Consider the following 14,768-nt stretch of genomic DNA (forward strand, 5'->3'; position numbering starts at 1 on the left):
CCTGCCCGCCGTGACGCTTCGATCCCGGATGTGAGCCCGGCCGCACTTCCGGACAGGCCCGGCTCCTCCCCGACTTGCGGCTGCGCATCCGGCGCAGCCGACCCGCGGGGTGCCGACCCGGCGCTCACCTCTCCCCGCACACCCCGGCCTGCCGGAGGGTGTGCCCGACCCGACAGGTCTGTCCCTCTTGTCTGCTTCCGCCGATGCCGTGTCCCCGGCCGCGCGCCTGCGCGGTCCGATGCCCGATTGGATCTCCGACCCGAAGGTCTGGCGCACCGAGGTCCTCGGGGGTCTGGTCGTGGCGCTCGCCTTGATCCCCGAGGCGATCTCGTTCTCGATCATCGCCGGTGTGGACCCGGCCATCGGCCTGTTCGCGTCCTTCACCATGGCCGTGACCATCGCGATCGTGGGCGGCCGACGGGCGATGATCTCCGCTGCCACCGGCGCCGTGGCCCTGGTGATCGCCCCGCTGAACCGGGAGCACGGCTTCGGCCATCTCGTCGCCGCCGTCATCCTGGCCGGCGTCTTCCAGATCATCCTCGGTGCTCTCGGCGTGGCGAAGCTGATGCGGTTCATTCCGCGTTCGGTGATGGTCGGCTTCGTCAACTCCCTGGCCGTCTTGATCTTCATGGCCCAGATCCCCGAGCTGCGGGGTGTCCCCTGGCCGGTCTACCCGCTGATGGCCGGCGGCCTCGCACTCCTGGTGTTCTTCCCGAGGCTGACCACCCTGATCCCCGCGCCGCTCGTCTCGATCGTCGTCCTCACCGTCATCACGGTGGCAGCGGGCATCGCTGTCCCGACGGTGGGCGGCAAGGGCGAGCTGCCGTCGTCCCTGCCGGTGCCGGGCCTGCCCGACGTGCCCTTCACCCTGGACACGCTGACGACCATCGCGCCGTACGCGTTCGCCATGGCCCTGGTCGGGTTGATGGAGTCGCTGATGACCGCGAAGCTCGTCGACGAGATCACCGACACTCACTCCGACAAGACCCGCGAGTCCATCGGCCAGGGCATCGCCAACGTCGTCACCGGCTTCTTCGGCGGCATGGGCGGATGCGCCATGATCGGCCAGACGATGATCAACGTGAAGGTCTCCGGTGCGCGCACCCGGCTGTCGACCTTCCTCGCGGGCGCGTTCCTGATGGTGCTGTGCGTGGTCTTCGGCCCGGTCGTCTCCGACATCCCCATGGCCGCGCTCGTCGCCATCATGGTCATGGTGTCGTTCGCGACCTTCGACTGGCACTCCATAGCGCCCAGGACGCTCAAGCGGATGCCCGCCGGGGAGATCACCGTCATGGTGATCACCGTCGTCTGTGTGGTCGCCACCCACAACCTCGCCATCGGCGTCGTCGTCGGCTCCGTCACCGCCATGGTCGTCTTCGCCAGGCGCGTCGCCCACCTGGCCGAGGTCACCGCCGTCAAGGACCCCGACGGCAGCTCGGTCGTCTACCGGGTCACCGGCGAGCTGTTCTTCGCCTCCTCCGACGACCTCGTCGGCCGGTTCGACTACGCCACCGATCCGAAGAAGGTCGTCATCGACTTGAGCGCGGCCCACATCTGGGACGCCTCCTCTGTAGCCGCCCTCGACGGGATCGCGGCGAAGTACGCCCAGCGCGGCAAGACCGTCGAGATCACCGGCCTGAACGACCCCAGCGCCGACCTTCACGGCAGGCTCACCGGTGGGCTTGCCGTCGGCCACTGACACCTCCGTCGGATCAGGCGGCCCCTGCCCGCCACCGCTGCCCGGTGCCCCCGTACGCCGGCTCCAGCGACAGTCCGTCCCCGGCGCCCCCATCCGGGGTCACGGCCGTCCCGACGGCGATGGCGGGGCGGATCAGGCCTTCCTCGTCCACCACGAACATCAGGTTCCGGCCGTTGCGGCCCTCCACCGAGTCGCAGCTCCAGATTCCGACACCCCGGTGCGTCGCTCCCCGGCTGTCCAGGCAGAAGCCGGAATCCGCGGCCGACTGCAGCACCCCGCGGTCGTCGTCGACGCGCCAGCGCTGTGTGCGCGACGGGGAGCAGGGAGCCGTGATCACATCGGTCCCGTCGGAGAAGGCGCCGTCCACGTCCAGGCACAGCCCCGACCCGACGTTCACGACCTGGGCGAACGAGCCTGCGGGTGGGTGCGCGGAGGAGGGCGAGGGCTTCGGGCTCGTCGTCCTCGTCGGTGACGGGGTTCTTGCCGGGGCCTTCGAGCTCCGCGACGGCGAGGGCGAAGCCGGCGACGGTGAGGGCGAGTTCGGCTTCGCCGACACGGTTGCCGTCACCGTCACCGCGACCTCCGTCGGCGGCACGCTCACCGGTGCGCCCGCCGCGCCCGCCGGGTCCTGCGACGGGGATCCGCCCTGCGCGGTCAGCAACAGCACCAGCGGCAGCAAGGCCACCCCGAGCGCCGCCGACACCAGCACGGTGCGCCGGCGATCCGGAGCCCCTCCCCGATCACCCGGAACCCGGCCGGTTCCGGCACGGCCGGGAGGGGTCCGCCCGACGGCGGCGCCCCGGGCCTCCCGCTCGGCCGCCGCGTACGCCGTGCCGCCCCACGGCAGCAGTCCCTCCGCCAGCGCCGTGCGCGGTGCGTCCCGCAGGGCAGACAGCTCCGCGTGCGCCGTCGTGCAGTGCGGGCAGCGCGCCGTGTGGGCATGCAGATCGGCGCTGTCACGGGGGTTGTCAGGTCGTACGGACTCCTCGATGAGGCGGCCGAAGTCGGGGCAGTCCGGGTCCTCGGAGGCGGCGAGGCGGGTGCGCAGGCATGCACGGGCCAGCTGTTGCAGCGCCGGGTCCGTTCCGTAGGTGACGTCCTCCCGGGTCAGACCGAGGAGGGCGGCCGTCCGCTCGGCGGGCTCCTGCTCCACGATCCCGTACCAGAGCAGGCCCTGAGTGCGGGAAGGCAGGGATTGGAACGCCGTGAGCATGGCGGGGAGCACACCGGACGGGCCGGTCGTGTTCAGGACGAGCAGCAGCCCCGCGTCCAGACCGGCCGCCCGCCCGTCCTCGGCCCAGGTCCCGGCCGACCGGGCGACCAGCAGAAGGAGCCGGTGGCGCCAGGGCAGTCCGGGGTCGATGCCGCGGGCGGCCTGCCGGGCGGCCAGCGTGAACGCCTGGGCGGCCAGTTGCCTCGCCATGGACTCGTTGGGGCTGCACAGCCGGGCGTAGGCGAGGACGTGCGGATGATGGCGGGCGCGCAGTTCCTGCAACGCTGGGAACGCCGAGACCGTATCGGCGCGCAGCAGCTCGGCGAGCCGCGTGTCGGGCGCGTCGGCGTGCATCCCGTGACCGGGCTCCACACCGCCACGGTCCTTGTCATCGGCCCGAGCCATCCCGCCGCCTCCTTGCAGCCTTGCGGCCCGCTCGGGAACCTGACTTACCGGCGGGTATGACGGCTCATAGTGGAGGAAGAGGGGCCGTGGGGAAAGGGTTTCTGCGGGTAACCACGAGTCGGCGATGACAGGTGTCCCGATCACCGGAGGCCCCTCCCCTGCGGGTGCGCATGCGGGTGCGGCACGATGGAGGGGTGCGCATGCGACCAGTGCTGATCTTCGACGGGGACTGCGGCTTCTGCACCACGTCGGTGGGCGTCGTCCAGCGTCTGGTGCGGCCCCGGTGCGAGGTCGTGGCATGGCAGCACGCGGATCTCGCATCGCTCGGCGTCACTGCGGAGCGTGCCCGCCACGAGGCCCTGTGGGTGACGCCCGACGGGCGCGTGTACGGCGGAGCACAGGCCGTCGCGAAGATCCTGCTGAGCGCGGGCGGCGTGTGGTCCGTCGCCGGCGCCCTCCTCACCCTGCCGCCCGTGCGCTGGGCTGCTCACGGCGTCTACCGTCTCGTCGCCGACCATCGCGGTCGGCTTCCCGGAGGAACGGCCGCGTGCGCGGTGCCCGGACCGACGGGGTACCGGACGTAGGTTGCGAAGTCCTCGATGTCACATCGGTTCTCGGTGCGGGCGGGACGCAGGTGGGAAACCGCCGCGGCACCATGAACCACATGGCCGTGGACCGAGTGAGTGGTTCAGGCGCATATCCGGCCACCAACCGGTAAGCCATTCGCCATGACAGCACCCTTACCGGTCGTTTTCACCGCCGATTTCACGTCCACCGCCCAATGGGTCGCAGGCCGTTCCTGGGCCTATCCCGGTGGAGGCCCGGTCAATCCGCGCGATGACAAACTCGACCACCTGACGGCCGACGCCGCATACAGCCGCTCCGGTGTCTTCCACGCCAGACGACGGCAGGACGGGCGGTGGAACACCGGGCTGCTCACTACCGAGGGAAGTGAGGAAGGCTTCACGGTCCGTGCGGGGGATGTTCTGGAAGCCCGGGTACGTCTGCCGAAGGAGATCGGCGCCTGGCCCGCCATCTGGACCTGGCGCGACGGCGACCAGGAAATCGACGTTTTCGAATATCACCCGGACAACCCCGAGCTCCTCGAATTCACCAATCATGTGCGGGGCACCCATCGCTACCACCACGACCAGGCAGTCCACCCTGGCGCCTGGGTGGACCTGCGTACCGTCTTCGGCACCCGCTCAGTGGACTGGTGGCTCAACGGCCTACCGGTCTTCGCCGACGGACGAGGTGTGGGCCACAGCTGGCACGCCTACCTCATCGTCAACCTCTCCGTGTGCGCCGGGCGATATCACCCCGCACCACAAACGGGAACGAACGAGATGTCGTACGAGGTGAGTCACCTCCTCGTACGACGAGACACGCCACCCCCGTGACCGAGTCCTGGCCGAACCGGGCCGTCCCGGAGGGGCGTCCTACGGCTTCCTACCTGGCGGGTGCCGCCTTCTTGCCCTTCTGGTTCTGACGGCCTTCTCCCGGGGCCTGGCCGTGGGGATGCGCTCTGCCGTTCGTCTCCGCTGGGGCCGCGGCCTGCTCAGAAGTGCTGTGAGCGGCGGCCCGGCCGGGGGCGGGATCCGTGCTGTCCGAGGGCGGACGAGCGCTGCGCACGCGTACGGAATCGCTCATCGGCCGGCCTGAGACGGAGGGGCTGGGCGAAGGCGGGGGCGTCGATGCGGAGGGCGTGTCATCGTGGTGAGCGGCCGATTCCGGCGGTGTGGAGGGGGCGACCGGATCGGGGGCGGACGGGGCCGCTTCGCCTGTGGCGTCGTGCTGTGAGAAGCCTTCGGTGACCACCAGGCCGCCGGCGAGAAGGGCGGCCAGTGCAGCCGCCACGCCCCGCGCCCGGATGCGGCCGTGTGGGGTCGCGGGCCGGGACATCCCTCCGGCAAGGCCTCTTGAGGTGCTCAGGCTCGTGGGCGCCGACACGGCGGGCGACGGACTGCGGTGTGTGCTGTCGGCGTGATGCGCGACCGTGGAAGGTACGGCGCTCAGCACGGGGCGGGCAACGGTTGCGGGGGAGTCTGCCGAGCCTGTCTCGGCGAGACGGGTCAGGGCTTGGGCGCAGTCGGCCGCCTTGGGACGAACGTCTTCTTCCAGGCTGGTCATGTCCCGCAGGAGGGTGGCGAATCCGTCGGGGAGGAACTCCGGGAGGGCCGGTTGCCGGTGCAGGCGCGCGATCGCGGCCTCCAAAGGTCCACCGTCGTACTCGAGTCGACCGGTGAGGCTTTCGAGGAGGACCAAGCCGAGAGCATAGATGTCGGCGGGGCGGCCGACGGGCCGGCCCAGCACCTGTTCGGGAGCGAGATAGGCCGCCGTGCCGGTCAGGGCGCCGGTGGCGGTGCGGGTGGTCGCATCGAGCAGCCGGGAGATGCCGAAGTCCGTCAGATGGGGGTGTCCGGAGGAATCCAGAATGATGTTGGACGGTTTGACATCCCGGTGGACGATCCCCTCCTCGTGGGCGTGAGCCAGAGCCTCCGCCAGTGCCGCGCCGAGTGCGGCTGCGGCCTCGCACGTCAGAGTGCCCTCACAGATGCGGGATTTCAGGGTACGTCCGTCGATCAGCTGCATGACCAGGAAGGCTTCGCCATCATGGTGTCCGGCGTCGAAGGCGGTCACCAGGCCCGGATGCTGCAACCGGGCGATGATCTCGGCCTCGCTCCGGAAAGCCTCCTCCGTGTCGAAGCCGCTGCCGGGGCGGAAGACCTTCACCGCGACCGGCCGCCGCAGTCTCAGATCGAAACCGCGGTGGACGTCAGCCGCACCGCCTGAACCGATCAGCCCGTCCAGGCGGTAGCGGCCCGCCAGAATCCGGGCACAACCTCGAAACGCCCGGGCGTCCCGCACCTCGCGCAGTCCCACCTGGATCTCCCCGCTTCCCACGCGCACACCCTTCAGAGCCCGCTGTCGACGGGCCGCCGGACGCAGGTACCCATTCCGCAGCCGCCTGCACCGGCCGGTGACGCGTTCTCCTCAGCGCAGTTGTTCGGCGAGTCCGACGATGATGCCTCCCGGGCCGCGGAGGTAGCAGAGCAGATAGCTGTCCTCGAACCGGGCGATCCGGCCGACGAGTTCGGCGCCGTGAGGGCGCAGGCGGGCCACGGTGTCCTCGAGGTCGTCGACGGCGAACATGACGCGGTGCGTGCCCAGGACGTTGTGCGGCCGGTTGCGCGGCCCGGCGCTGATCACCGCAGGGCTGTGGTATTTCGCCAGTTCGAGCCGGCTGTGACCGTCCGGGGTGCGGAGCATCGCGATGTCACAGCGGACGCCGTCGAGTCCGGTGCACTGGTCGGCGAAGGGGCCCTCGACCTCCGCCGTGCCCTGCAGTTCCATACCGAGTTCCACGAAGAACGCGATGGCGGCGTCCATGTCCTCGACGACGATGCCGACGTTGTCCATCCGCTGAATCGCCATGCTGGCTTCTCCTTCTTCCTCGGCTCGGCCGGTTGAGCGGCCGGGCGCTGATGTCACTGGGACTAACTGATCGCTTCAGGATGAGGTTCGTGGGCGGCGGAGTCAGCTGATTCTGTCGGCCGGTTCGAGCAGGACCGTGGACGCCTGGGTCCTAACGCAGCGCAGCGGCGACCAGGCCGTCGAGGGCCTCACGCTGGACTTCGCCGCCGTTCACCAGTCGGTCGAAGACCAGTCCGTCGATACAGGTCAGCAGAGTGTGAGTGCGGTTCTCGACGTCTGTGACGCCGTGCGTGGTGAGGAACAGCCGGACGGCCTCGCGGCCGGCGTTCTCGCGGGGGACGAGGATCTCCCGCAGCTCCGAGTCGCGCACGCTCTCGACGGCGCAGGCATGGCGGGCGAGCGAGCGACGGCGGCCCTCGCCGGTAAGTCGCTGTCGGGTGAGCAGCGCCATGCCGTCCACCAGCTCCTCGACGGTGCGCAGGGGTGGAAGCTCTTCGGCCATCGTTTGAAGTTCCGCCTGGTCGAGTTGGACCAGGCGGGTCACGAGTCCGGTCAGCAACGCGGCACGGGTGCGGAAGTAGGCCGAGGTGGTGCCGGGCGGCATGGCGGATTTCCGGTCGACGGCGCGGTGGGTCAGGCCGCGTATCCCTTCGTCGACGAGCACGTCGAGAGCCGCGTCTGCCAGAAGTGTGCGCCGATCTGAAGCCATGGCCCCTTTCTACACCCGTAGTGACTGGGGATAAGGTGCGCTTCTACAGATGTAGAAGAAGGGGGCTCCGGCATGGGGAACACGGCAGTGGTGGTCGGAGGGGGCATCGGCGGGCTGGCCGCCGCGATCGGTCTGTTCCGTATCGGATGGGACGTGACGGTCCTTGAACGTGCGTCCATGCTCGGGGACGCGGGTGCAGGTATTTCACTGGCCGCCAACGGCCTGCGGGCACTGGACGAACTCGGGGTCGGCGCGGCGGTTCGGGATGCATCGCAGGGCCAGTACAGCGGCGGCACCCGAACGCCCCGGGGCGGCTGGCTGGCCCGGATGGACGGCTCGGCGCTGGAGAAGGCGGTGGGCACGCCGATCATGGGCATCCCCCGCTCCGCCTTGCACCGACTGCTCCGCGCCTCCCTGCCCGCCGAATCACTGGTAAGCGGCTCGGAGGCGGCCGGGGTCGAGCAGACCGGCCCTGGGCCAGTTCAAGTCGACTGCGACGCCGCGGTCCTGAACGCCGATCTGGTTGTTGCGGCCGACGGCATCGGCAGCAAGATCCGCAGCCGTCTCTTCCCAGACCATCCCGGCCCGGTCTACAGCGGCTCGACGGTGCTGCGCGCCATCACCGAGCACGCGGTCGATCTGCGCGCCGACTTCGAGCTGACCTGGGGCCCAGGCACGGAGTTCGGGCACATCGCCTTCCTCGACGGGCGGGCCGAGTGGCACGCCGTCCTCAGCCACCCCGCCGGCACGCGGTTCGCCGACCCGCTGGCCGAACTGCACCGACGGTTCCACACCTGGCACGACCCGATCCCCGCCCTGCTCGACGCGACCCGGCCCGAGGCCGTGTTGCATCACGACGTGAACGAACTCCGCACCCCGCTCCCCTCATACGCGGTCGGTCGGATCGCGCTGCTCGGCGACGCGGCCCATGCGATGACCCCCAACCTCGGACAGGGTGCCTGCCAGGCACTGGAGGACGCGGTCACCCTCGCCGCCGCCCTCGGCACCAAGGCCACCGTCGAGGCCGCACTCGCCCGCTACGACGCCGAGCGCCGGCCCCGCAGCCAAGCCGTCGCCCGCGCTGCCCGACAGGCCGGGAGAATGGGCCACCGGCTTTCCCACCCACTGGCCATCACCCTGCGGAACACGGCGATGCGACTGACACCATCGCGGATCGCCACACGTATGATCCTGCGTCATCACGCCTGGGTCCCGCCGTCGCTGGACTGATCCGGTTCGTGCCCGCCACCTCAACAGACACCCTCCGGGCGCCAAGTCGAGCTGCGGGTCCTGTCATTGGCGGTCCCGGTCGGCAGGGTGGTGTCCTGGTGCGTGCTGATCTTGATCCCGACGATCTGTGGGAGCGCGTGGTCCCGCTGCTGCCGTCCACTCCCGAACGGCGCCGTCGCCACCCCGGGCGCCTGCGCGTTCCCGACCGAGTGGCACTCGCTGGCGTGATGTACGTGCTGCGAACCGGTGTCGTCTGGCGCGACGTTCCGGCAGAATCCGTGGGCTGCTCCGGTGTGACGGCTTGGCGTCGACTGCGGGACTGGACCGAGGCCCACTGATCAACCACACCAGCGGCCTCGCCCCGTACCTCCCTCACGCCCACCCGTCCCTCAAGGCCTACCCCGCCCTCGCGAACACCGGGCCCGAGAGCCTGGAGGACCACCGGCTCACGCGGTTCGACCCCGCCGAACACCGCTCGGCACACGTCAGGCGGTCGTGGCGAACCGTTCCCACACGCGGTGGGCGGTCATCAGCTCCTTCAGCTGCTCCAGGACGGAGGAGCCGTCCCGGCCGACCACCACGCCGGGTGCGTCGGCGGTGATTCCGAGCGTCTCCAGTGCCGTGTCGCCGCCCGCCCAGGCGCCGATCGCCTTGCCGTGGCGGAACGCCTCCGACAGCAGCAGGCTCACGCGCGGATCGACCGCCCCCGGCAGACCGGTGGGCGAGGCCTTGGCGTCGCGGGAGCCGTAGGCGTCGCCGCCCGCCGCGGGTGCCCCGGCCAGGAGCAGCGCGTCGAACTCGATGGACCGTGCGGTCGCGAAGGTCCGCTGCACGGTCACCGCGTCGTCCCCCGATCCCAGTTTGCCGCCCGTGGGGGCGATGACCAGCGGCACCATGCCCGCGCCCAGCACCGCCTCGCGCACGTCACGTACGCCGTCCAGGTCGCCGTCCGGGCCGGAGACGATACCGATGAGGCGCCCGTCGGTGGGCCAGGACTGCCCGACCTGGGAGAGCGCGGGACTCGGTTCGACAGCGGCCGGCGGCACGGTCGGCTCGGGTGCCGGCAGGCCGAGGCCCTCGGCCACGCGAGCGCACAGCTCACCGTCGATGTTGGCCAGCACCTGCAGCGCCCGCTCCTTGACGGCCTGCTCATAGCACTTGCCCAGCTCGAAGGTGTATGCGCCGATGATGTGCTCCCGCTCCACCGCGCTCATGCTCAGCCAGAACCGGCGCGGCTGGCTGAAGTGGTCGGAGAACGACTCGGGAGCCTCCCGGACCTTCGTCGCCTCCGGCACCCGTACCGGCGTCTCGACGTACGCCCCGGTGTCCGCCCCCGCCAGGAAGGGGCAGCCACCGTCGAGCGAGTTGGGCCGGTACGGTGCGACGCCTCGGTGCACGGCGTTCTGGTGGAAGCCGTCCCGCAGCATGTCGTTGACCGGCGAGTGCGGCCGGTTGATGGGGATCTGCGAGAAGTTCGGGCCTGCCAGCCGCGTGATCTGGGTGTCCAGATAGGAGAACAGGCGCCCGGCGAGCAGCGGGTCGTCGGTGATGTCGATGCCGGGCACCAGGTGGCCGACGTGGAAGGCGACCTGCTCGGTCTCGGCGAAGTAGTTGGACGGGTTGCGGTTGAGCGTCAGCAGTCCGATCGGCTGTACGGGGGCGAGCTCCTCGGGCACGAGGTTGGTCGCGTCGAGCAGGTCGATGCCCTCGAAGGTCTGGTCGGGGGTGTCCGGGAAGGTCTGGATGCCCAGCTCCCACTCCGGGTAGGCGCCCGCCTCGATGGCGTCGGCGAGGTCGCGGCGGTGGAAGTCGGGGTCGACGCCCCCTGCGATCTGCGCCTCCTCCCACACCAGGGAGTGCACCCCGAGTTTGGGCTTCCAGTGGAACTTCACCAGCGTCGTGGAGCCGTCGGCGGCCACCAGACGGAAGGTGTGTACGCCGAAGCCCTCCATCATCCGGTACGAGCGCGGGATGCCACGGTCGGACATGTTCCACAAGGTGTGGTGGGTGGCCTCGGTGTGCAGGGTGACGAAGTCCCAGAAGGTGTCGTGCGCGCTCTGGGCCTGCGGGATCTCCCGGTCCGGGTGCGGCTTGCCTGCGTGGATGATGTCCGGGAACTTGATGGCGTCCTGGACGAAGAAGACCGGCATGTTGTTGCCGACGAGGTCGAAGACGCCCTCGTCCGTGTAGAACTTGGTTGCGAATCCACGCGTGTCCCGCACCGTGTCGGCGGAGCCCCTGGATCCCAGCACCGTCGAGAAGCGCACAAACACCGGCGTCTCCGCGCCCGCCGCCAGGAACGCCGCCTTCGAGACGGCGGAGGCGGTGCCGTAGCTCTTGAAGACGCCGTGCGCCGCCGCGCCGCGGGCATGCACGACGCGCTCCGGGATGCGCTCGTGATCGAAGTGCATGACCTTCTCGCGCAGGTGGTGGTCCTGTAGCAGCACCGGGCCGCGCGGACCCGCCTTGAGCGAGTGATCGGTGTCGTGGAGCCGTGTGCCCTGGGCGTTCGTCAGGTGGGCGCCCGACTGGGCCATGCGTGCCTGGGCCGCGCCGGTCGCCTGCCCGGTGGGCGACATCGTGTCGGGTCCGCTCTGGTCGGGCTTCGGCGGCAGTGGCTCACGCGGCTCCACCGGTTCCGCGACACCGGGGGATTCCGGGGCCGGCCTGCCGGGAATTCCTTCCTCCGGCCCTGCGCCGGTGCCCTGGATGGCTTCGGTGACCTTGTCCGCCGCCCGCTTGATGGGATTGGGCTGGCTCATCGCTATCGTTCCTCTGCTTCAGCCGGCCGTGGCCGGTGCGGCCCCGTGGATCGGATGCTCCGAGTTCCGCCGCCGGGTACCCGGCTGCGCCGGACGAATCCCTGGTCATGCAGGGGATGGCGCGGCAGGGCGGGAAGTCTTACCCTTGACCGCTGCACGGCTGGATGAGCTCGGTCAGGCTGTTGTCATGGCCCTTCGGGCTGCCCAAGCAGGGGGTCTTCGCTGCGCGGGACCTGAGGCACGGACGTTGCGCAGCTCGTTCGCGGGACGGCGGTCGCGACTGGTCGTGCACTCTCAGGGCAGGGCCGATCGTCGGTGTGCATCGCTCAGTGTCCGCAGTGCCGCCAGGCCGGCCGCGACCCGTCCGGTCCGCTGGTCGTCCGTGCCGAACACTCGCCTGCAATCGGTCAGGAGACGTTCGTACACCTCGATGGCCCTGCTCCTCTGGCCGGCTCGGGCAAGCGCGTTCGCCAGGTTGTTGAGGGCGCCCAGCGTATCGGGGTGGTCAGGCCCGAGCACGCGTCGGCACTCGGCGGCTGAGCGCTGATGTCCGTCGAGTGCTTCTCGTCGGTTTCCCGCCGACTGGTGTGCCGTGGCGAGGTTGCTGCGGATCCCGAGGGTCTGGACGTGATCATCACCCAGGAGACGGGTCGAGTGCTTCAGGGCACGCTCGTACAGAGGGATGGACAGTGTCGGCTGCCCCGCTTGCAGGTGGGCGGTGGCGAGGTCGCGGAGCCTGCTCAGGGTGCCGGGGTCCTCGGTGCCCAGCGCTCGCTCGGCTTCCCGCCACGCCTGCTCGAACAGCAGCAGTGCTCGCTGGTGGTTGCGGGCGGAGGCGTGGATCCTGGCGAGAGTGACGCGGACGCTGTTCGTCCGGGGATGGTCTGCGCCCAGTATGCGGATCCGGTCGGTCAGCGTCTGCTCGTACAGGGGGACGGCCCGGGCCGTGTTGCCCGCCATCGTGTAGGCGACGGCGAGGTTGTGGCGGGCCGTGGCGGTGTCGGGGTGGTCCGTGCCGAGCACCCTTTCGGTCTCGCGCAGGCAGTGCGGGTGCGTTCGGACCGCCTGTGCCGCGTTGCCCGCCCTGGCGTGGGCTTCGGCCAGTTTGCTGCGGGCGGTGAGAGTGTCGGGGTGGTCGGTTCCCAGACATGACAGGCAGTGGTCCAGGACCTGCTGGAGCAGAGGGAGCGCCCTGGCCGTGTCGCCCGCCATGGAGAGGGCCAGACCGAGACTGCTCCTCGACAGGAGCGTGTCGGGATGTCTGGGGCCGAGGGTCTTCTCCCGTGCCTGCATGCCTCGTTCGCACAGGTCGACGGCGCGTTGCAGGTCCCCTTTCACCATGCAGGCACGGGAGAGACTGCTCAGCGTGGTGAGGGTTCCCGGATGCTCTGAGCCCAGCACCCGTTCCTGGTCGTTCAGGAGGCGTTCATACAGGTCGATGCTCTTGTCGGGATCCGTCGAGACGTGGGCGCCGGCGAGGTTGGCGCGGGTGGCGAGTGTGTCGGGGTGATCGGACCCCAGGACGTCCTCGGAGACCGTCAGCACTCGTTCGTACTGGCTGATGGCCTTGCGGAGGTCACCCATCTGCCCGTAGGCGTCGGCCAGGGTGTGCCGGGTGGTGAGCGCATCAGGATGGTCGGCCTCCAGGAGCGACTCCTGGGCGTCCAGCACGCGTTCGAGCATCGGGACGGCGCTGCCCAGGTCACCCGCGGTTGCGAGGGCCTGGGCCAGGCTGCGGCGGAGGATCAGCGTCTCTGCGTGGCCGGGGCCCCGGACCTGCTCGTAGTCGTGCAGGAGGTGGCGGTAGAGCTGGATGGCCCTCGACAGGTCCCCGGTGTCCTGGTAGGCGCGGGCGAGGTGATGGCGGGCCGTGAGGGTGTTGGGGTGCCGGGCGCCCAGCTGCCGGCTGAAGCCCCGACCGGCTCGTTCGAGGTGGGGGGTGGCCAGGGGGTTGAGCGACTGGTGCTGGAGGAAGGCACCTGCGCGGCAGAAGACGTAGGCCGTGAGAGCGGTGTCGGTGTCCGGGCTGGAGTGCTGGGCGAGGGCATCGACGTGAGGGATGAGCCGGCGCCAGGCAGAGAAGCGGTCCGGAGCGTCGACGGCGGTCGGCAGCGCGGCGTTCAGGCAGGTGACGGCGGCCTCGCGGGCGCGGACGACGTCGTGGGGCCTGCGGTGGGGATCGTCGGGGTCTGACGCTCGGGTGACGGCCTGGACAAGCCGGTGCACGTCCAGGGAGTCCTCCGTGGCGCTGATCATGCTGTAAGCGGCCAGGCGTCCTACGGCGTCGACGACGGCGGGCCCACTGCCGAGGGGACCGATGAGCGCGCGTGGGACGGCATGAGGGGCGTACCAGGCCAGGACGCGCAAGAGGTGCCCGGCCAGGGGGGTGTCGGTGAGGCGGTCCAGGGTGATGGCCCAGATCCGGGCGATGGTGCGTTCGCTGTCGTGCCCTTCCTTCGCCTTGCGGTACATGTAGGCGGGGTCTTCCGCGAGCAGGCGCAGGTAGGCGCGCGGGGTGATGCCGGTCTGGACGATGTAGGCGCCCACCTGCTCGATGGCCAGCGGCAAGTGGCCGACTTCGGCACACAGTTCGGCGGCACCGTCCAGGTCTGCCGCGGCGCGCGTCACGTCACCGGTGAGGATGCGGGTGAGGAGGGTGTGCGCCTCGTCGGGGGCGAGGGTGTCCAGGTGGATGGGTTCGGCGGTGTCGTGCCAGCCGGATGCGCGACGGCTGGTGATCAGGATCCTGCCCTTGGCGGCGTGCGCCAGCAGGGGCTGCACGTCCTCGGGATCGGCGACGTTGTCCAGGATGAGCAGCCACCCGTCGTGGGTGGCCAGCCACTGCAGGGCCCGCTCCTCGAGCTGGTCCTGGGGCAGCCGGGCGAGGGCGGGCTGGAGTGCGGCAGCCAGCGCCGCCAGGCCCGCGGCCAGGGCGCCCGAGGAGTCGGCGGTGATCCACCAGACGGGGTTGTCCACCTCCTTGCGGAAGCCGGCCCAGTGAGCCGCCAGGGTGCTCTTGCCGACCCCGCCAAGCCCGTGCACGGCGTGCACCACAGCCGTCCCCGAACCGGTCAGGGCCTCATCCAGCAGAGCCAGTTCACGGGCCCGGCCGACGAACGAGGCATGCAGGGCCGGCAGGCGCACCACTGCGGGAGGAGCGTCCACGGACGCCGGCGGACGCAGCTCGTGCGGGGGCACCTGGACGATCGTCGTGTGATCCCCGGAGCTCGCCACCCCGAGGAAAGGGCCTCCCCCTGTGTCGATCGCGATCGACCGGTCACCCGAGGCGATCACGGACGCCCGGGTGGAACCGCT

Annotated in this window: 10 protein-coding genes and 2 pseudogenes; 6 read left to right on the forward strand and 6 right to left on the reverse strand. The window is 70.5% G+C overall.

Annotation, left to right across the window (positions count from 1 at the left end; all coding sequences use genetic code 11):
* Window positions 1-238 precede the first annotated feature (238 nt).
* On the forward strand, window positions 239-1,699 hold the full coding sequence (locus GTY56_RS12240) for a SulP family inorganic anion transporter (protein WP_202510056.1): 1,461 nt from the start codon (window positions 239-241) through the stop codon (window positions 1,697-1,699).
* Window positions 1,700-1,712: 13 nt separating this feature from the next.
* Here the strand turns inward: GTY56_RS12240 and GTY56_RS12245 are convergent, their stop codons facing one another.
* Complete coding sequence (locus GTY56_RS12245) at window positions 1,713-3,317, reverse strand: RICIN domain-containing protein (protein ID WP_161365118.1); 1,605 nt, start codon at window positions 3,315-3,317, stop codon at window positions 1,713-1,715.
* Between the two features lie 194 nt (window positions 3,318-3,511).
* Between GTY56_RS12245 and GTY56_RS12250 the strand changes: the two genes are divergently transcribed.
* Together GTY56_RS12250 and GTY56_RS12255 are read left to right on the forward strand one after the other, a co-directional pair.
* Window positions 3,512-3,901 (forward strand): DCC1-like thiol-disulfide oxidoreductase family protein, encoded by a 390-nt coding sequence (locus GTY56_RS12250; RefSeq protein WP_161365121.1) that lies wholly within the window; start codon window positions 3,512-3,514, stop codon window positions 3,899-3,901.
* Between the two features lie 144 nt (window positions 3,902-4,045).
* Window positions 4,046-4,717, forward strand: a complete 672-nt coding sequence (locus GTY56_RS12255; RefSeq protein WP_161365176.1) for a LamG domain-containing protein — start codon at window positions 4,046-4,048, stop codon at window positions 4,715-4,717.
* A 49-nt stretch (window positions 4,718-4,766) separates the two neighbouring features.
* On the opposite strand, the gene GTY56_RS12260 is transcribed toward GTY56_RS12255, so the two are convergent.
* The 3 genes from GTY56_RS12260 to GTY56_RS12270 all read right to left on the reverse strand — a co-directional run bounded on the left by GTY56_RS12260 (window position 4,767) and on the right by GTY56_RS12270 (window position 7,461).
* Window positions 4,767-6,185: a serine/threonine-protein kinase gene (locus GTY56_RS12260; RefSeq protein ID WP_346345468.1), complete on the reverse strand. Its 1,419-nt coding sequence runs from the start codon at window positions 6,183-6,185 to the stop codon at window positions 4,767-4,769.
* A gap of 126 nt (window positions 6,186-6,311) precedes the next feature.
* Entirely contained in the window at window positions 6,312-6,752 is a 441-nt protein-coding gene (locus tag GTY56_RS12265; protein WP_161365123.1) for a VOC family protein, read from the reverse strand.
* Window positions 6,753-6,903: 151 nt separating this feature from the next.
* Window positions 6,904-7,461 (reverse strand): TetR/AcrR family transcriptional regulator, encoded by a 558-nt coding sequence (locus GTY56_RS12270; RefSeq protein ID WP_161365125.1) that lies wholly within the window; start codon window positions 7,459-7,461, stop codon window positions 6,904-6,906.
* A gap of 72 nt (window positions 7,462-7,533) precedes the next feature.
* On the opposite strand from GTY56_RS12270, the gene GTY56_RS12275 reads away from it, so the two are divergent.
* From GTY56_RS12275 to GTY56_RS40490, 3 genes and pseudogenes are all read left to right on the forward strand, one after another.
* The gene (locus GTY56_RS12275; protein WP_161365127.1) at window positions 7,534-8,691 is read left to right on the forward strand and encodes an FAD-dependent monooxygenase; all 1,158 of its coding nucleotides are present in this window, start codon (window positions 7,534-7,536) and stop codon (window positions 8,689-8,691) included.
* Between the two features lie 98 nt (window positions 8,692-8,789).
* Window positions 8,790-9,023, forward strand: a pseudogene (locus GTY56_RS12280) (transposase); the annotation flags it as partial.
* A gap of 2 nt (window positions 9,024-9,025) precedes the next feature.
* Window positions 9,026-9,160 (forward strand): annotated as a pseudogene (locus GTY56_RS40490) (hydrolase); the annotation flags it as partial.
* Window positions 9,161-9,176: 16 nt separating this feature from the next.
* On the opposite strand, the gene GTY56_RS12285 reads toward GTY56_RS40490, so the two are convergent.
* Both GTY56_RS12285 and GTY56_RS12290 read right to left on the reverse strand, forming a co-directional pair.
* On the reverse strand, window positions 9,177-11,453 hold the full coding sequence (locus GTY56_RS12285; RefSeq protein WP_161365129.1) for a catalase: 2,277 nt from the start codon (window positions 11,451-11,453) through the stop codon (window positions 9,177-9,179).
* Window positions 11,454-11,747: 294 nt separating this feature from the next.
* Window positions 11,748-14,651, reverse strand: a complete 2,904-nt coding sequence (locus GTY56_RS12290) for a tetratricopeptide repeat protein (protein ID WP_161365131.1) — start codon at window positions 14,649-14,651, stop codon at window positions 11,748-11,750.
* Between the last annotated feature and the right edge of the window lie 117 nt (window positions 14,652-14,768).

Source organism: Streptomyces sp. SID5643 (assembly GCF_009872555.1).
Taxonomy (GTDB): domain Bacteria; phylum Actinomycetota; class Actinomycetes; order Streptomycetales; family Streptomycetaceae; genus Streptomyces; species Streptomyces iakyrus.

Bases quoted from the DNA above. Each gene is read 5' to 3' on its own strand.
- GTY56_RS12240 (WP_202510056.1), top strand. From the start codon at position 239: ATGCCCGATTGGATCTCCGACCCGAAGGTCTGGCGCACCGAGGTCCTC.
- GTY56_RS12245 (WP_161365118.1), bottom strand. From the start codon at position 3,317: ATGGCTCGGGCCGATGACAAGGACCGTGGCGGTGTGGAGCCCGGTCAC.
- GTY56_RS12255 (WP_161365176.1), top strand. From the start codon at position 4,046: ATGACAGCACCCTTACCGGTCGTTTTCACCGCCGATTTCACGTCCACC.
- GTY56_RS12265 (WP_161365123.1), bottom strand. From the start codon at position 6,752: ATGGCGATTCAGCGGATGGACAACGTCGGCATCGTCGTCGAGGACATG.
- GTY56_RS12270 (WP_161365125.1), bottom strand. From the start codon at position 7,461: ATGGCTTCAGATCGGCGCACACTTCTGGCAGACGCGGCTCTCGACGTG.
- GTY56_RS12275 (WP_161365127.1), top strand. From the start codon at position 7,534: ATGGGGAACACGGCAGTGGTGGTCGGAGGGGGCATCGGCGGGCTGGCC.
- GTY56_RS12285 (WP_161365129.1), bottom strand. From the start codon at position 11,453: ATGAGCCAGCCCAATCCCATCAAGCGGGCGGCGGACAAGGTCACCGAA.